General features: G+C 62.9%; 18 protein-coding genes and 1 riboswitch. Of the genes, 8 read left to right on the top strand and 10 right to left on the bottom strand.

Annotation, left to right across the window (positions count from 1 at the left end; translation table 11 throughout):
* Window positions 1–10: 10 nt before the first annotated feature.
* From nthA to AC1RRE_RS18210, 3 genes are read left to right on the top strand one after another with little or no spacing between them, the layout of a single operon-like run.
* The gene (gene nthA, locus AC1RRE_RS18200; protein WP_492983120.1) at window positions 11–682 is read left to right on the top strand and encodes a nitrile hydratase subunit alpha; all 672 of its coding nucleotides are present in this window, start codon (window positions 11–13) and stop codon (window positions 680–682) included.
* Window positions 679–1,341 carry a nitrile hydratase subunit beta gene (gene nthB / locus AC1RRE_RS18205; RefSeq protein ID WP_492983122.1) on the top strand — a complete coding sequence of 221 codons (663 nt, stop codon included), beginning with the start codon at window positions 679–681 and terminating at the stop codon, window positions 1,339–1,341. The genes nthA and nthB overlap by 4 nt, the downstream gene beginning before the upstream one ends.
* Window positions 1,338–1,679 carry a nitrile hydratase accessory protein gene (locus AC1RRE_RS18210; protein WP_492983124.1) on the top strand — a complete coding sequence of 114 codons (342 nt, stop codon included), beginning with the start codon at window positions 1,338–1,340 and terminating at the stop codon, window positions 1,677–1,679. Before nthB ends, AC1RRE_RS18210 begins: the two co-directional genes overlap by 4 nt.
* Here the strand turns inward: AC1RRE_RS18210 and AC1RRE_RS18215 are convergent.
* Window positions 1,674–2,294, bottom strand: a complete 621-nt coding sequence (locus AC1RRE_RS18215; RefSeq protein ID WP_492983126.1) for a TetR/AcrR family transcriptional regulator — start codon at window positions 2,292–2,294, stop codon at window positions 1,674–1,676. The genes AC1RRE_RS18210 and AC1RRE_RS18215 overlap by 6 nt on opposite strands.
* A 102-nt stretch (window positions 2,295–2,396) precedes the next feature.
* Between AC1RRE_RS18215 and AC1RRE_RS18220 the strand changes: the two genes are divergently transcribed.
* Window positions 2,397–3,323: a VOC family protein gene (locus AC1RRE_RS18220; RefSeq protein WP_492983128.1), complete on the top strand. Its 927-nt coding sequence runs from the start codon at window positions 2,397–2,399 to the stop codon at window positions 3,321–3,323.
* On the opposite strand, the gene AC1RRE_RS18225 is transcribed toward AC1RRE_RS18220, so the two are convergent.
* The 5 genes from AC1RRE_RS18225 to AC1RRE_RS18245 all read right to left on the bottom strand — a co-directional run bounded on the left by AC1RRE_RS18225 (window position 3,320) and on the right by AC1RRE_RS18245 (window position 8,879).
* On the bottom strand, window positions 3,320–4,375 hold the full coding sequence (locus tag AC1RRE_RS18225; protein ID WP_492983130.1) for an Ldh family oxidoreductase: 1,056 nt from the start codon (window positions 4,373–4,375) through the stop codon (window positions 3,320–3,322). The genes AC1RRE_RS18220 and AC1RRE_RS18225 overlap by 4 nt on opposite strands.
* Window positions 4,376–4,436: 61 nt before the next feature.
* Window positions 4,437–5,234, bottom strand: a complete 798-nt coding sequence (locus AC1RRE_RS18230) for an FAD binding domain-containing protein (protein WP_492983132.1) — start codon at window positions 5,232–5,234, stop codon at window positions 4,437–4,439.
* A gap of 20 nt (window positions 5,235–5,254) precedes the next feature.
* Complete coding sequence (locus AC1RRE_RS18235) at window positions 5,255–7,627, bottom strand: xanthine dehydrogenase family protein molybdopterin-binding subunit (protein WP_492983134.1); 2,373 nt, start codon at window positions 7,625–7,627, stop codon at window positions 5,255–5,257.
* 5 nt (window positions 7,628–7,632) lie between these two features.
* Window positions 7,633–8,103: a (2Fe-2S)-binding protein gene (locus AC1RRE_RS18240; RefSeq protein WP_492983136.1), complete on the bottom strand. Its 471-nt coding sequence runs from the start codon at window positions 8,101–8,103 to the stop codon at window positions 7,633–7,635.
* Between the two features lie 107 nt (window positions 8,104–8,210).
* Window positions 8,211–8,879, bottom strand: a complete 669-nt coding sequence (locus AC1RRE_RS18245) for an SRPBCC family protein (protein ID WP_492983138.1) — start codon at window positions 8,877–8,879, stop codon at window positions 8,211–8,213.
* Window positions 8,880–9,073: 194 nt separating this feature from the next.
* Between AC1RRE_RS18245 and AC1RRE_RS18250 the strand changes: the two genes are divergently transcribed.
* Window positions 9,074–9,760 (top strand): hypothetical protein, encoded by a 687-nt coding sequence (locus AC1RRE_RS18250; RefSeq protein WP_492983140.1) that lies wholly within the window; start codon window positions 9,074–9,076, stop codon window positions 9,758–9,760.
* A 122-nt stretch (window positions 9,761–9,882) separates the two neighbouring features.
* Entirely contained in the window at window positions 9,883–10,527 is a 645-nt protein-coding gene (locus AC1RRE_RS18255; protein WP_492983142.1) for a cold-shock protein, read from the top strand.
* A 61-nt stretch (window positions 10,528–10,588) separates the two neighbouring features.
* On the opposite strand, the gene AC1RRE_RS18260 is transcribed toward AC1RRE_RS18255, so the two are convergent.
* The 4 genes from AC1RRE_RS18260 to AC1RRE_RS18275 form a co-directional block, all read right to left on the bottom strand.
* Complete coding sequence (locus AC1RRE_RS18260; RefSeq protein ID WP_492983144.1) at window positions 10,589–11,119, bottom strand: PAS domain-containing protein; 531 nt, start codon at window positions 11,117–11,119, stop codon at window positions 10,589–10,591.
* Between the two features lie 100 nt (window positions 11,120–11,219).
* Window positions 11,220–12,161 carry an ABC transporter substrate-binding protein gene (locus AC1RRE_RS18265; RefSeq protein WP_492983146.1) on the bottom strand — a complete coding sequence of 314 codons (942 nt, stop codon included), beginning with the start codon at window positions 12,159–12,161 and terminating at the stop codon, window positions 11,220–11,222.
* The gene (locus tag AC1RRE_RS18270; RefSeq protein ID WP_492983148.1) at window positions 12,158–12,946 is read right to left on the bottom strand and encodes an ABC transporter permease; all 789 of its coding nucleotides are present in this window, start codon (window positions 12,944–12,946) and stop codon (window positions 12,158–12,160) included. The genes AC1RRE_RS18265 and AC1RRE_RS18270 overlap by 4 nt, the downstream gene beginning before the upstream one ends.
* Window positions 12,943–13,674: an ABC transporter ATP-binding protein gene (locus AC1RRE_RS18275; protein ID WP_492983150.1), complete on the bottom strand. Its 732-nt coding sequence runs from the start codon at window positions 13,672–13,674 to the stop codon at window positions 12,943–12,945. The genes AC1RRE_RS18270 and AC1RRE_RS18275 overlap by 4 nt, the downstream gene beginning before the upstream one ends.
* A riboswitch (TPP riboswitch) is annotated at window positions 13,667–13,774 on the bottom strand. Its footprint overlaps the gene before it by 8 nt.
* A gap of 61 nt (window positions 13,775–13,835) precedes the next feature.
* Between AC1RRE_RS18275 and AC1RRE_RS18280 the strand changes: the two genes are divergently transcribed.
* Window positions 13,836–14,954, top strand: coding sequence for an acetoin utilization protein AcuC (locus tag AC1RRE_RS18280; protein ID WP_492983152.1), 1,119 nt, complete (start codon window positions 13,836–13,838; stop codon window positions 14,952–14,954).
* A 101-nt stretch (window positions 14,955–15,055) separates the two neighbouring features.
* The gene (locus AC1RRE_RS18285; protein WP_492983153.1) at window positions 15,056–15,430 is read left to right on the top strand and encodes a DUF192 domain-containing protein; all 375 of its coding nucleotides are present in this window, start codon (window positions 15,056–15,058) and stop codon (window positions 15,428–15,430) included.
* The last annotated feature ends 62 nt before the right edge of the window (window positions 15,431–15,492 follow it).

A 15,492-nucleotide genomic window follows, 5' to 3' on the forward strand; every position in this document is an offset into this window, starting at 1 on the left:
GACTTTGCCCATGGGACACGATCACGACGATCATCATGACCACGGCCACGCTCACGCTCACGGGCATGATCATGGGCATGATCACGACCATGAGCATGGGACTGTGCTCAGCGATGTCGAGCTGCGTGTCCGCGCGCTGGAAAGCGTGCTGGTCGAAAAGGGCTATGTCGATCCGGCTGCGCTCGACCTGCTGATCGAAACGTATGAAACCAAGGTCGGACCGCATAACGGCGCGCATGTGGTGGCCAAGGCCTGGAGCGATCCGGCCTATTACGCCTGGCTTATGAAAGATGCGAGTGCGGCGATCCAGTCGCTCGGCTATGTCGGCCGTCAGGGCGAGCATATGGTCGCGGTCGAGAATACGCCGACGACCCATAACATGGTCGTGTGCACGCTCTGCTCCTGTTATCCGTGGCCGGTACTGGGCCTACCGCCGGTCTGGTACAAGTCAGCGCCGTATCGCTCGCGCGCGGTGATCGATCCGCGTGGCGTGCTGAAGGATTTCGGCGTCACGCTGCCAGCCGACAAACTGATCAAGGTCTGGGACTCCACGGCCGAGGTGCGCTACCTCGTGCTGCCCGAGCGGCCAAAAGGCACCGAAGGCTGGAGCGAGGACAGGTTGGCGCAGCTGGTGACGCGCGACAGCATGATCGGCACCGGTCTTGCGAAAGACCCCACATGAACGGCGCGGCCGACATGGGCGGCGTGATGGGCTTCGGCCCGGTGCGCCATGAAGGCGAGCATGAGCCGAAATTCCATGGCGATTGGGAAAAGCGCGTGCTGGCAATGACACTGGCCGTTGGCGCGACCGGACAGTGGAATATCGACATGTCGCGCTCGGCGCGTGAAAGCCTGCCGCCGCCGGAATACCTGTCCAAGACCTATTATCAGATATGGCTGGCCGGGATCGAGAAGCTGATGATCGAGCGCGGCATGATCTCTGCCGAGGAGATCGAGGCCGGTCGCATGCTGGCGCCGCCGAAAAATCTGCCACGTATTTTGACAAAAGATGTCGTCCCGGCGGTGCTGGCGAAGGGCGGCCCGACCGAGCGGCCGAGCGACCTGCCGGCCCGTTTCAAGGTAGGCGATCGCGTGCGTGCGAAGAACATCCATCCGACGGGGCATACGCGCCTTCCGCGCTATGTGCGCGGGCATATCGGCACCGTCGAGTTACTGCATGGCGTACACGTCTTCCCCGACAGCAATGCGACCGGGCAGGGTGAGGCACCGCAATGGCTTTATACCGTGCGCTTTGCCGCCACGGAGCTGTGGGGTCCGCAGGGCGATCCCAATCACTCCGTTTCGGTAGATGCCTGGGATAGTTATCTGGATTTTGCATGACCGATATCGGCACGCTGCCCGATCTGCCTTGCGATGCCGAAGGTCCGGTCTTTGGCGCCCCTTGGGAGGCACAGGCTTTTGCCATGGCGGTGGCGCTGCACAAACAGGGGCTGTTCACCTGGCCGGAATGGGCGGCGGTGCTGAGCGCCGAGATCAAGGCCGCGCAGGCGGCCGGTGATCCCGATACCGGCGCGACCTACTATTACCACTGGCTGAATGCGCTGGAGCGCCTGACGGTTGAGAAGGGCGCTGCCACCACGGCGGCGTTGCAGGAGAAGGCCAAGGCCTGGGATCGCGCCGCGCGGGCCACGCCGCACGGTCAGCCGGTTACTTTATAATTTCGGCAGGGGCGGTAGAGGCCGCTTCGCGATTTCATCAGCATCCTTGGGCGACATCCCGAGGCCGCGCAGGATTGATGCGGCGGTTGCGGTGATATGGCTCCTCGGCGCGCCGCCCAGCAGGCTGCGGATGGCGCTGTAATTCGTGCCAGTGATCAGGTCCATCGCGGCTTCCTTGCTGGCGACTTGGAAGCGTTTCTGTTTGATGCCCAGCATCAGGTCGGCATAGACATAGGGACGAATCTGATCGTCCCAGACCGTGGATGATACCGCCACCGACATCATGAAACGCGCCAGCTGCGGCTGTTCGAGCGCCAGCTGCATATACTGCCGCCCACCGATCGCCATACGCTCGGCGGCATCTCTGACATGGGTGCAACTGATATCGATGCGTTCGCAGTAGCCCACGCCGTAATGAATGGCAGCGGCTTCCAGAATCGACTCCTTGGTGGGGAAGTAATTGTAGAAGGTGCCGTTGGCGACTCCGGCGACGGCCGCGATCTCCTGGATAGCAGCGGCTTCGAACCCCTTGGCCGCGAAGACTTTTGCTGCTGCATTAAGGAGTTGGGCGCGGGTACGGTCGCGCTTGGTGAGTGCCGACTTTGCCGTTGACAAAATGAGACCTTTCTCATAAATGAGGCAACTCTCAATTATGAGAATTGTCTCATAAATATATTAAACATCGGTAAGCGGAAGGAAAGCACCATGAATGGCGCAATGTCCCTGGGGTACCTGGTCTTCGAGGTCAACCGTCCCGATAGCTGGCGCAGTTTCGCCGTGGATATCCTGGGTTGCCAGGTCGCGGACAGCGCTGGCGGAGAAGCCTGCGGTTTTCGTGTTGATGAGGCGGCTTACCGCCTGCTGCTACGGCAGGGCAAGGCAGAGGACCTAGTGGTGCTGGGCTGGTCGCTGCGCGATGCGGAGGCCTTGCGGGCCCTGGGGGCACGACTGGAAAAGGCGGGCGTTGCCGTGGAAGCCTTCAGCCAGGCCGACCTGGCCGCGCGGCAGGTCTTTGCTGGTATACGCTTCCGTGATCCGATGGGACTGGTGAACGAGGCTGTGACCGGCCTGCCGCTGGCGACGACCGTGTTCACGTCCTCTGTCATGCCCGGCGGTTTTTGCACGGGTGAATTCGGCCTTGGCCATGCCGTGCTGGCCGTTGGCCGGCAGGCGGCCACGATGGAGGCTTTCTATATGGATGTGGTCGGCCTGAGCCTGACCGAGCGCATCGACACCAAGATCGGCCCGATCAAGGTCGACGGCAGCTTCTGGCATTGTAACAGCCGCCATCATTCGCTGGCGCTGATCGCAGTGCCAAGCCGCAAGCGGCTGCTGCATTTCATGCTGCAGGTGAACCATCTGCGTGACGTCGGGCTGGCCTTACAGCGGGCGCGTGCCGTGGGCATCAGGCCGACACTCGATCTGGGCCAGCATCCCGCGCCGGATGGCACCGTGTCCTTCTATGCGCCGACGCCGTCGGGCTTCGATTTCGAGATCGGTGCCGGCAGCGGCGCTATCGATCCGACGACGCACCGGACCGAGATCAAGCATGTGACCAGCGACTGGGGCCATCAGCCGAGCCTGCATATGAAGCTGCGCGGCGCGATGGACCTGCTTGCCGACAAATTCCGCCGCGCAGTTTAGACCGTCGCGGGCAGCGGCACGCCCAGCTTCTCGGCCCAGGGCTTGAGGCTGGGCATGATTTCCGGATGCAGGGTTACACCGTCGGCCTGCTGCTGACGACGCAGCTTAAGCCCGCGTTCGCCCGGCATGCGCACCGGCGGGTTGCCGGGCTTCACTGGCGCGGTGCGGCAGGCATCGGCGAGCCAGCTGGTCTCGGTGGTGAAGGCGTCCAACCCGCCGAAGGCGGCCGGATCGATCACCTGCACGAAGACGCGCGCGCCCCATTGTTTGGAGCCGATGGCACGGCCGGAACCGGCCAGCGAGCTGGTCAGCATCTCGACCAGCAGGCCGAGCGCGAAACCCTTGTGACCGAGATCCATGCCGCCCAGCGGCAGCACAGCGCCCGGCGGTGTGGCGGTGAAACTCTTCGGATCGTCGGTGGCGTTGCCCTGGTTGTCGATCAGCCATGGACCACCGAGCTTGCCGCCCTGGCGATTCAGGCGCGCCACCATGCCGTTGGTGGTGGAGGAGGCGCTGACATCGAAGATCACCGGATCGCTATCCTTCACCGGCCAGCCGCCGGCAATCGGATTGGGCGTATAGCGGCCGGCGATGGCACCGAAGGGCGCGACCGAGCCGCTGGCCGGATCGCTGCTGGCCAGTAGCAGCGCCATCCCTTGCTCGATGGCGCGTAGCGGATAGGCGGCCAGGCAGGCGATGTGATGCGAATGGTTGATCACCACCGTGCCGGTGCCATAGGTCTTCGCCCGGGCAATGGCGGCATCAACGGCTTTCAGCACCAGCCAGGGGCCGGGCAGGTAGCGGCCGTCCCAGGTCAGCGTCGCCGGCCGTTCGGCGATCACGGTCGGTTCGCCGGTTTTGGTCATGCGGCCGGCTTCGATCTCACCCAGATACTGCCCCAGCAGCTGCAGGCCATGCGTGCTATGGCCCATCAGGTCACCCTCGACCAGGATCTGCGCTGTGGTGGCGGCCTTGTCGGAATCGAGACCGGCTTTGGTCAGCAGGCTGGTGGCGAAGGCGGCAAGGGCTTTGGCGGAATGGCGGTCTGTCATGATGTCCTGCAACGAAAACGGCGCGCTGGTGAGGCGCGCCGTATAAAGGATGAAAGAGGGATCAGCCGAGTGCGTTCTGCACGGCGCGTTTGGCGACGACGCCGACCAGATGGGCGCGGTATTCGCCGCTGCCATGGATGTCGCTGTTCATCGTCTTGGGATCGGTCTTGATGCCTTTCAGCGCATCGGCGTTGAAGGACTTGGCCAACGCGGCCTCCATCTCCTTGTGACGGAAGACACAGGGGCCGGCGCCGGTGACGGCGACGCGGATGCCATTTGCGGTTTCAGCGACAAAGACGCCGACCATGGCATAGCGCGAGGCCGGATTGCGGAACTTTTCGTAGCCGGCGCGCTTGGCCGTGGGGAATTCGATCTTGGTGATGATCTCACCGTCTTCCAGCGCGGTCTCGAACAGGCCGGTAAAGAAATCATCGGCCGCGATCTTGCGCTTGGAGGTATGCACAGTCGCGCCCAGCGCCACCAGCGCTGCTGGATAATCGGCTGCCGGGTCATTGTTGGCGACCGAACCGCCGATGGTACCCATGTTGCGGACCTGCGGATCGCCGATCAGGCTGGCCAGATTGGCCAGCGCCCGAATGGCCTTCTTGATTTCAGCCGAACTGGCGACATCGCCATGTTTGGTCACGGCGCCGATGCTTACTGTTCCCCCCGCAACCGAAATGCCTTTCAGTTCGGCGATGCCGGTGAGGTCGACCAGATCGGACGGCTGCGCCAGACGGTTCTTCAGGGTCGGCAGCAGAGTCTGGCCACCGGCCAGCAGCTTGCCGTCATCGGCACCGCCAAGCAGTTTGGCGGCATCGGACAGCGAGGTCGGGCGGTGATAGTTGAATGCATACATGAGGCTTCTCCGTTTGAATTTTATTCCGCCGCGGCGGCAAGATTGTTGCTCTGAATCACACGCCACACATTCTGTGGCGTTGCCGGCATGTCGATCTTTTCGGTACCAAGCGCGTTGGTGATGGCATTCATCAGCGCAGCAGGCGCGGCAATCGCACCGGCCTCGCCGCAGCCTTTCACACCGAGCGGGTTATGCGGGCAGGGCGTCTCGATCATGCCGACCTTGTAGGAGGGCAGGTCGTCGGCGCGTGGCATGCAGTAATCGTTGAACGAGGCGGTGAGAAGCTGGCCACTCTGCGGATCGTAGACCACGCCTTCCAGCAGGGCCTGACCCACGCCCTGGGCGATGCCACCATGCACCTGACCCTCGACGATCATCGGATTGATGACATTGCCGAAGTCGTCGACGGCAGACCAGTTCACCAGTGTGGTGACGCCAGTGTCGCTGTCGATTTCCACTTCGGCGATATGCACACCGGCGGGGAAGGTGAAGTTGGCCGGATCGTAGAAGGCGCTGGCCTCCAGACCCGGCTCCAGATCGGCAGGGTAGTTGTGCGGCACATAGGCAGTGAAAGCCACCTGCGCCATCGGCACCTGTTTGTCGGTACCTTTCACGGTGAAGTTGCCGTTCTCGAAGACGACATCGTCGGCCGAGGCTTCCATCAGATGGGCCGCGATCTTCTTGCCCTTCTCGATGATCTTGTCAGTGGCGCGTACGATGGCCGAACCGCCGACGGCGAGCGATCGTGAGCCATAGGTCCCCATGCCCATCGGCACCAGCGCGGTGTCGCCATGCACGACTTCGATGCTATCCAGCGGCACGCCGAGCTTGTCGGACACCACTTGCGCGAAGGTCGTCTCATGGCCTTGGCCATGGCTGTGCGAGCCGGTATAGACAAAGACGGTGCCGGTGGCGTTGAAGCGGATCTGCGCCGACTCCCAGAGACCGACGCCCGCGCCGAGCGAGCCAACGACAGCCGACGGTGCGATACCGCAGGCCTCGATATAAGCGCAGATGCCGATGCCGCGCAGTTTGCCCTTGCGGATGCTTTCGGCCTTGCGTTTGGCGAAGCCGGAATAATCGGCGAGTTTCATCGCTTCATCCAGGGCCTTGGCGTACTGGCCACTGTCGTACACGCAGGCGACCGGTGTCTGATACGGGAAGGCATCGACTGGCACGAAATTGCGCTTGCGGATTTCAGCCGGGTCGAGCTTGAGTTCGCGTGCGGCAGCTTCGACCAGACGCTCGACCACATAAGTGGCTTCCGGCCGGCCGGCGCCGCGATAGGCATCCACTGGTGTAGTGTTGGTGAAGACGGCCTTCACCTCGGCGTAGACTGCCGGCGTCGTATACTGGCCAGCCAGCAGCAGCGCATAGAGATAGGTCGGTACGGCCGAGGCGAAGGTCGACAGATACGCGCCCATATTCGCCATGGTGGCAACACGCAGGCCGAGGAACTTGCCGTCCTTGTCCATTGCCAGCTCGGCATGGGTGACATGATCGCGGCCATGGGCATCGGTGAGGAAGGCCTCGGTGCGATCCGAAGTCCATTTCACCGGCTTCTTCAGCTTGCGCGCCGCCCAGACGCAGACGGTTTCTTCGGCATAATTGAAAATCTTGGACCCGAAGCCGCCGCCGACATCGGGCGCGATCACGCGCACCTTGTTTTCCGGCAGGCCCAGCACGAAGGCGCAGAGGATCAGCCGGATGACATGCGGATTCTGCGAGGTCGTGTAGACCGTCGTGGTATCGGTGCCGGGATCGTATTCGCCAATCGCGCTGCGCGGCTCCATAGGATTGGGTGACAGGCGATTGTTGACCAGTTCAAGCGTGGTCACATGCGCGGCCTTGGCGAAGGCCTGTTCGGTACTGGCCTTGTCGCCGAACTCCCAGTCGTAGCAGAGGTTCCCGGGGGCATCGGCGTGCACCTGCGGTGCACCGGGCTTGAGCGCGCTGCGTACATCAACCACTGGCGCCAGCACCTCGTACTTGACCTCGATCAGCTCGGCCGCGTCACGGGCCTGGGCCTGGGTTCTCGCAATCACCACGGCGACCTGGTCGCCAACATGGCGCACATGATCGATGGCGATGATGTCATGGCGCGGCGCCTTGTGCGGCTCGCCTTGCTTGTCTTTGACGGTCCAGCCGCAGATCAGGCCGCCGATCTTGTCGGCCGCCACATCCTTGCCGGTATAGACGGCGACGACACCGGGCATCTTCTGCGCGGTCGTCGTGTCGATGGATTTTATTTTTGCGAAAGCATGCGGCGAACGGAGGAAAGAAGCATGGAACTGACCAGGGCGATTGATGTCATCGGTATAGTGGCCCTGACCCGTGATGAAGCGGAAATCTTCCTTGCGACGGACGGATTGACCAATGCCCTGGTTTGTCATGACGCTTACCCCCGCATTGCCTGAGCCCCGGCCATCACGGCCTTGACGATGTTGTGGTAGCCGGTGCAGCGGCAGAGGTTGCCCTCCAGCTCGTGACGCACCGTTTCTTCACTCGGTGAAGGATTGCGCTTCACCAGGTCGATGGCGCTCATGATCATGCCGGGTGTGCAGAAGCCGCACTGCAGGGCGTGATGTTCGCGGAAAGCTTCCTGCATCGGATGCAGCTTGCCGTCCTGCGCGAGGCCTTCAATCGTGGTGACCTTGGCATTCTGGGCCTGCGCCGCAAGAATGGTGCAGGACTTCACGCTGTTGCCGTCGACATGGACGACGCAGGCGCCGCATTGACTGGTATCGCAGCCGACATGCGTGCCGGTCAGTTCAAGATGTTCGCGCAGAAACTGCACCAGCAGGGTGCGGGGTTCGACGTCGCGTGACACCGGCTGGCCGTTGACGGTAATCGTCACGGAGATGGTCATGATTTCCTCCCATGGAGCGCGGAGAAGTGTTGGGGCATATCGCGCGCTACACCCGGTAACTTTGGGCGCAACGCGCAAGGGGCGTCAAGTTGCAAAAGCAGATTGAATCAGCTGCGGAGAACCAGTGCCGTTGCTGCACATACAACAACGATCAGGCCACCGATCCAGAGCCAGCTCGGTATCCCGCCGGTTACCGGCTTGCCGGTTTGCGATGCAGCAGGCGACGGCTGGGCCAGCGCGACCGATGCAGCCGACGCCGCAATTGGTTGGGCGGCGGCCAAATCCTGCGCGGCCTGGACCGCGGCGGCGGCAGTGCCTGGTGTACCGCCCGGGGCGGCTACGATCTGGTTGAACTTGGCAAAGAACTCGTCGGCCATCTTGGCCGCGACGCCATCAATCAGGCGTGCACCGATCTGGGCAAGCTTGCCGCCGACCTGAGCATTGACGTTGTATGTCAGCCGGGTGACGCCCGGCTCGGCATCAGTGAGCGCGATCTTGGCGCTGCCCTTGCCGAAGCCGGCCGCCACGCCGCCCTGGGCTTCGCCGCTGAGCGTGCAACTGTTGGGCGGATCGAGGTCGTTCAGGGAGACCTTGCCCTTGAAGCGCGCCTTCACCGGACCCACCTTTACCTGGACGCTGGCTTCGAAGTCGGTGTCGGAGGTCTTGGTGACGGTTTCGCAGCCGGTGATGCACTGGCGCAGAACCTCGGGGTCGTAAAGGGCGTCCCATACGGTCTGGCGGGGGGCGGGTATCAGCTGTTCGCCGGTCAGGTCCATGGCAGAAACTCCAAAACACAACAGGAATTGAGTGGGGAAATCGATTCACGTCCTGTTAAGATTAGCCCCCTAGCTTGGGCATAACTAGGTTCAGGTCTGTTTGAGGTAAAGCGGTACACATGGTCCCCGCGACACGGTCCGGTATTGACGTGAGTTTCTGGCTGCTCGAAAGGGCGGCATCGGAGCGGATTGCCATGTCGCTGCCCAAGCTGCGCTGGCTGCTGTACCTGGCACAGGCCCATTACGCGATTGCCCGCGAGGGCGCCAAGCTGATGCCGGCAACCTTCCTGGTCGGCGATGACGGCCCGGTGGAGCCGACGCTGGACCTCGTGTTTCAGGCCGGTATCGAAAACCCCTGGACCCCCAATCTGAGTGAAACCTCGGAAGCCTTCCTGGATGCTTTCTGGAAGCGGTTTGGCATTCTGCCGGCTGTTGCGCTGCACAAACTTGTGATTGGCGATCCCGCCTGGCGCAAGGCGCAGGAGAACGGCCCGGGCAGCGAGATCGCGGTCGAGAATCACCGCAGTGCAGTGAAGGCGCCGACGCCCCGTATGAATATCCCCGGTCTTACGCCGGCCGGCAGCAGCACCGCACGTCGCGAACGTCCGGTCGAGTTGCCGCCTTTCGAGGAGGCTGTCCAGGCCAAGATCGCCGAGCATGCCTTCGGCAGCCTGCCGCAGCATCCGCTGGCGAAGGCGATGCGTGGCCAGCCCGCCAAGGGGCCGGCTCCGGGACAGGGCGGCCGCCCCGCCTCGGTCGCGGAAGCTGCCAACCACCTGCGCGCCGCACCGCCGGACAGCCAGGAAGTTCGCTTCACCGCCGACGGTCGTTCCGTCACCCGCTGGCGCCCCAAGCGCCGCGTCGAAGGCCCCACGATCTGACCCTCCGTGTGACCTTCGTAGAGGGTGCTAACCCTCCGCAAGCCTTGTTAGAATCGTTTTGGCAGCGTCCCTAAAAGGTGTTACGCTTTGGGGCGTAGTGCGGCTAATGAAGGGTTAAAAGAGTGGATCAAGGGGGCTTCGGCGACGCCGAAATCGTCAAGATTTCTGGCAAGGTCAAGTGGTTCAACTCCGTCAAAGGCTTTGGTTTCGTCAGTCCTGACGACAATTCCGGCGACGTGTTTCTGCATCTCTCCTGCCTGCGGCAGGCCGGTTACGAAAGCATTGAAGAAGGCTCAACCTTGCTGCTTGAGGTCGCGAAACGACCCAAGGGTATGCAGGCAGTCCGCGTGCTCTCGGTCGATACCAGCACGGCCGCACCTTCGGGGGCTGGTCCGGGTGGTGGTTTTGGCGATCGCGGTGCGCGTCCGCCGCGCCAGCCGCGCTTTGGTGGTGATGACCGTGGCTTCGGCGGCGGCGACCGTTTCGGGGACCGGGGTCCCCGTGGCGGTTTTGGTGCCGATCGGGGCGGTCCGCGCTTCCCTTCGGTGACCGCCCAGGGAGACTTCTTCGAGGCCAAGGTAAAGTGGTTCAATGCCGTGAAGGGTTATGGCTTCGTCTCGCGCGGCGAGGGCGACCAGGACATCTTCGTGCATATGGAAGTGCTGCGCCGCGAGGGCATCAACGAATTGCAGCCGGGCCAGTCGGTCCGTGTGCGCGTCGGCCAGGGCCCGAAGGGGCCGCAGGTCGCCGAAATCCGTATGGATTGAGAGCCGGCCCGATCAGTCGCTCCGGCCGCCGGCGCAGGCAACTGCGCCGGCGTTTTTCGTTTCAGGGACGGCTGTGCGGCGGCAACGGCTGGAGCGGCACGTTTTTTGATGCCTGCTGTGGCGGCCGGTCAGACTCATCGTCGGGATAGAAGTTCAGGATCAGCAGCTTGTCGACGGTTTTTCCGTCGGCGGCCAACGGGAAATAAACCCGTTCGCTGTCGATGAAATCGCGATCCTCGTAGGGCATCGGAAAACGGTCGTAGACCGGCCTGGCCTGTTTCACGACGGCGGTCATGTTGGCGCGGATGCGGTCGGCAAAGGCCGGCGCCACGGCATCTTCCAGATATTTTCCGCTGATCTCGCGACCGGCTGCCGTAGTCTGCAGCGTACCGATCAGGCGATAGCGAAATCGTAGCGCACCATCGTCGCTGCGTTCGATATCGACAAGATTGATAAAGGGCAGAATGGCACGCAGCGCCACCGGGTCGATATGCTGCCGTCCCGGCAGCAGCCCAGGCGGCGCTACACGGTCGAGATAGTCGCGCATCCAAGTAAACCGTGGATGCAGGTCGGCGTAATTCGGGCTCCGCATGCACTGCTCCTCCCACGCCTTTGAGGAAACATTAGCATGAGGCTGATAAGCGCGCGATCACGCATTGGCGAGCAACGCCTCCATCAGGACAGAGTACGGATTAACGCAATTCCACCGCATAGTTATCGACGGGCAATGCCTGCGGGATCAGGCCTTGTTTAACCAGGTAATCGGCAAAACGACTATAGCGGCGACCATCCAGTGCGCGTGGCGCCTGGGCGAAGCGGGGCAGGGTGGCAGCCCAGGCGCGACGGTTCAGTTCATCGTCCAACGTCTTGTTCTCCTTGATGAAGGCCTGCCAGCTTTTCTGCGGCTCGTTATGCAGATAGGCGACAGCTTCCTCAAGCGCATCGAGCAGGCGGTTCAGGCGATCATCCTTCAGCTTGTCCTTGTGGGCGACCATGATCAGTTCGTCATAGAGCGGCACGCCGTAATCTTCCGGATAGAAGGCGCGGCCGGGCTTGCCGGCGATGTCCATCTGGTTCAGCTCGAAATTACGGAAGGCCCCGATAGTCGCATCGACCTTGCCGGCGAAGATCGACGGCGAGAGCGCGAAATTGACATTCACCAGCGTTACGTCGGTGAGCTTGAGATTGTATTGCTCCAGCATGCTTTTCAGCAGCGCATCCTCGAAGCCACCGACCGAGTAACCGATCTTCTTGCCTTTCAGATCGGCCACTGACTTGATCGGCCCGTCGCGCAACACCACCAGGGAATTCAGTGGCGTCGCCACTATGGTGCCGATACGGCGCAACGGCAGGCCCTGCGCGACCTGCACATGCAGCTGCGGCTGATACGAGATGGCGACATCGGCCTTGCCGGCGGCAACCAGCTTGGGCGGATCGTTGGGATCGGCGGGCGCAATCAGATCAACTAACAGTTCATGGCGGTCGAAGATGCCGGTGTGCTTGGCCACGACCAGCGGAGCATGATCGGGATTGACGAACCAGTCGAGCAGCACGGTGAGCTTGTCATGCGCAGAAGCCATGCCGGGCAGCAGGGTTGCGACAAAGACAGCGGCGACAAGGAAATGACGGGTCATCGGGAAATTCCTTCAGCAACGGGCTGGGCATGGCTGTCGGCCTGCCACGGCAGCAGGCGACGGGTGAGGTGGTCGATGGTGGCGTAGAGTGCCACTGCGGAAAGTGTGAGTAGGATGAGGGCGGCGAACATCAGATCGGTCTGCACGCGAGCATTGGCCTGCAGCATCAGGAAGCCCAGTCCGGCGCTGGCGCCGACCCATTCGCCGATCACGGCACCGATCGGTGCCACGGCAGCCGCGATCTTCAGGCCGCTGGCAAAGGCCGGCAGCGCGGCCATCAAGCGGATGCGCAGCAGGATGCGATGGCGGTGTCTTGGCGCATCGCCGGTCATGACGCGCGCCAGGTCGAGCCAGCCGGAGTCTGTGCGACGCAGACCATCGTAGAGCGCGGCAGATACAGGAAAGAAGATGATCAGCATCGCCATCACGATCTTCGAGGCGATGCCATAGCCGAACCACAGCACGAGCAGGGGCGCTAGGGCGAAGACCGGCACGGCCTGACTGGCGATGATCAGCGGCAGCAGCCAACGTCGTGCTGTCCCAGAAATCAAAAGAGCCAGCGCGGCACTGGCACCGAGCAAGGTACCGAAAATCAGCCCGAGCAGCATCTCAGCCAGAGTGATCAGTGCTTCGCCGAACAGCACATCGGCGCGCTGCGCGAACGCCAGTGCCACCTTGTGCGGCGGCGGCAGGATGTAGGGCGGCAGATCGAACAGCCAAACGACAACCTGCCAGAGCAGGATAAGGCCGAGCAGTGTGAGGAGTGGGCGGAGCCAGGCCATCATGCATTGGCCTCCAGCATGGCCTGCACCGCACGCAACGCTGGCAGCATTGCCTGCGACAACGGATCGCGCGGCTTGGGCTGCGGCAGTTCAATCACCAACTGCAGTTGAGCAGGCTGCCCGGCCAGCATGTAGATGCGGTCCGCCATGCGGCAGGCCTCGGCCGGATCATGAGTCACCAGCAGCACGGCGCGGGCAGACAGTTCCTTGCTGGCCAGCGTCTGCATCGTGGCGCGCGTGATGCTGTCGAGACCGGAGAAAGGTTCGTCCATCAACACCAGCGGTCGCTCTTCCATCAGGGTACGGGCCAGGGCTGCGCGTTGACGCATACCGCCAGACAGTTTTGCCGGCAGGGCATCGCCCCAGCCATCCAAACCGAGCCGCTGCAGCAGGTCGTCGGCGCGGGCAAAGTCGGGGGCTTCTCCCCGCAGGCGCATGCCCAGCAGCGTATTCTCACGAATGCTGGCCCAGGGCAGCAGCAGGTCCTGCTGCGCCATCCAGGTGACCCGGTCCGTGAGAGTGCCGGAGAGACCAGGCAGCAGCCCGGCGATTATTTTCAGGAAGGTGCTCTTGCCGCAGCCGCTAGTACCAAGGATCGCTACGGTTTCTCCCGCCGCGATATCGAGCGTGAAGGGGGCCAGGACGGCTTGCGAACCATAGGAAAAGCCGCAGCCCACCAGATGGAACGCAGTAGTACAGGAGGGGGGGTGAAGGGTAGTCTGCACTGTCACGGCCGCTGATCCCTACGCCGGTTTTAACCGGATCAGGTTCGAGGGGTCGTCCGGCTCACCCGGACCTCTCAGCCGCCCATCGGCTCCCCCTCAGAGGCAAGGCCGTATTATAGGCTCCGGGCGCGGCTTGTTAAGCCCTGCCGGGCCGCTAGATTCACCTCATGTCCCGGACGCCGCTTTTCATCGGAAATGAGATTTACCGCGTCTCCACCCTGGGTGGGAAACACCCGCTGTCGATCCCGCGCGTTTCCACGGTCATGGACCTGGTGCAGGCGCTGGGCTGGCTGGAGGCTGGCCAGTATCGCGAAAGCTGGCCGGCCACGCCTGATGAGCTTGCACGGTTCCATCGCGAGGATTACATCGCCGCCGTCCAGCGGGCCGAGCGCACGCTCAGCATCAGTCCCGAAGAGTCGGAACGCTATAACCTCGGCCGTGGCGGCAATCCGATCTATGGCACCATGTTCCGCCGCCCGGCCACCGGCGTTGGCGGCAGCCTGATTGCAGCACGGCGTCTGCTGGAGCATGAGGGCATCATCTACAGTCCCGGTGGCGGCACGCATCATGGCCGTCCGGCGCAGGCCTCTGGCTTTTGTTATTTCAACGATCCGGTGCTGGGCATCCTCACGCTGCTCGACGGCGGATTGTCGCGCGTGGCCTATGTCGATCTCGATGTACATCACGGCGATGGCGTGGCTGACGCCTTCGCCAATGACCCACGCGTGCTGGTGCTGTCGGTGCATGAGGCCGGCCGCTGGCCACGCTCGGGGACGCTGGATGAAGAGGGGGCAGGCAACCTGTTCAACCTGCCGGTCCCGCCCGGCATGCAGGACGACGAGATGGCTGCATTGATCGACGACGCGATCGGCCCATTGCTGGAAAACTTCAAGCCGGAGGCGCTGGTAATCCAGTGCGGGGCGGATGCCCTGGCCGATGACCCTCTCGGTAAACAGGATTTGTCCAACGGGGCCTTGTGGCAGGCTGTCGCAGCCCTGAAAGGCGTGGCGCCGCGCCTGTTGGTGCTGGGCGGCGGCGGGTATAATCCATGGTCGGTGGCGCGCTGCTGGGCCGGGATCTGGGCCAAGCTGAGTGCAGCCGAAATTCCGGACCGGTTGCCGCCGGCGGCGGAAAGCCTGCTGCGGGAGCTGAGCTGGAACCGGTCGGCTGGTCGTAACCCGCCGGAACACTGGTTTACCACGCTTGCCGATACCCCCCGTCATGGCGCGGTGCGTGAGGATGTCCGGCTTCTGGTGCGCAGTGTGCAGGAAAGGATGAGGGCGTGAAACTTAAGTCAGTGCTCGGCGGTTTATTCGCCATGGTTCTGTTTGCCAGTCCTCTCCCGGTTTCGGCACAGCCGCAACCGACCTTGCCTCAGAGCGACCTCGTGATCCGCACCGAAAAGGGGCCGCAGAAATTCAAGGTCGAGCTGGCCGATAACGATATGAGCCGCTCACGCGGCATGATGTTCCGCACCAGCATGGCGCCGGATGCCGGCATGCTGTTCGATTTCAGGCAGGAGCAGATGGCCTCCTTCTGGATGCGCAATACGCTCATCCCGCTCGACATGCTGTTCATCAAGGCTGACGGGACCATCCTGAATATCCATCAGCGCGCCATCCCCCGGGACGAGACCGGAATCAATTCCAATGGCCCGGTCCGGGCAGTGCTGGAGCTGAACGGGGGCACAGCCTCCCGGCTGGGGATCAAGGCCGGAGACAGAATCGAGCACCCGATTTTTGGCGCTTCGCCAAGACGTTAACCGGTAAACCTGACCCTCAGGAGGGGCTGGTGGGCTCCCCCAGCTTCATGCTAAAAGGCGCT

This window comes from Ferrovibrio sp. GW821-FHT12D07 (assembly GCF_058807275.1).

Bases quoted from the DNA above. Each gene is read 5' to 3' on its own strand.
- AC1RRE_RS18210 (WP_492983124.1), top strand. From the start codon at position 1,338: ATGACCGATATCGGCACGCTGCCCGATCTGCCTTGCGATGCCGAAGGT.
- AC1RRE_RS18280 (WP_492983152.1), top strand. From the start codon at position 13,836: ATGTCCCGGACGCCGCTTTTCATCGGAAATGAGATTTACCGCGTCTCC.
- AC1RRE_RS18270 (WP_492983148.1), bottom strand. From the start codon at position 12,946: ATGATGGCCTGGCTCCGCCCACTCCTCACACTGCTCGGCCTTATCCTG.
- AC1RRE_RS18225 (WP_492983130.1), bottom strand. From the start codon at position 4,375: ATGACAGACCGCCATTCCGCCAAAGCCCTTGCCGCCTTCGCCACCAGC.
- AC1RRE_RS18230 (WP_492983132.1), bottom strand. From the start codon at position 5,234: ATGTATGCATTCAACTATCACCGCCCGACCTCGCTGTCCGATGCCGCC.
- AC1RRE_RS18235 (WP_492983134.1), bottom strand. From the start codon at position 7,627: ATGACAAACCAGGGCATTGGTCAATCCGTCCGTCGCAAGGAAGATTTC.
- nthB (WP_492983122.1), top strand. From the start codon at position 679: ATGAACGGCGCGGCCGACATGGGCGGCGTGATGGGCTTCGGCCCGGTG.
- AC1RRE_RS18250 (WP_492983140.1), top strand. From the start codon at position 9,074: ATGTCGCTGCCCAAGCTGCGCTGGCTGCTGTACCTGGCACAGGCCCAT.
- nthA (WP_492983120.1), top strand. From the start codon at position 11: ATGGGACACGATCACGACGATCATCATGACCACGGCCACGCTCACGCT.
- AC1RRE_RS18260 (WP_492983144.1), bottom strand. From the start codon at position 11,119: ATGCGGAGCCCGAATTACGCCGACCTGCATCCACGGTTTACTTGGATG.
- AC1RRE_RS18220 (WP_492983128.1), top strand. From the start codon at position 2,397: ATGTCCCTGGGGTACCTGGTCTTCGAGGTCAACCGTCCCGATAGCTGG.
- AC1RRE_RS18265 (WP_492983146.1), bottom strand. From the start codon at position 12,161: ATGACCCGTCATTTCCTTGTCGCCGCTGTCTTTGTCGCAACCCTGCTG.
- AC1RRE_RS18240 (WP_492983136.1), bottom strand. From the start codon at position 8,103: ATGACCATCTCCGTGACGATTACCGTCAACGGCCAGCCGGTGTCACGC.
- AC1RRE_RS18245 (WP_492983138.1), bottom strand. From the start codon at position 8,879: ATGGACCTGACCGGCGAACAGCTGATACCCGCCCCCCGCCAGACCGTA.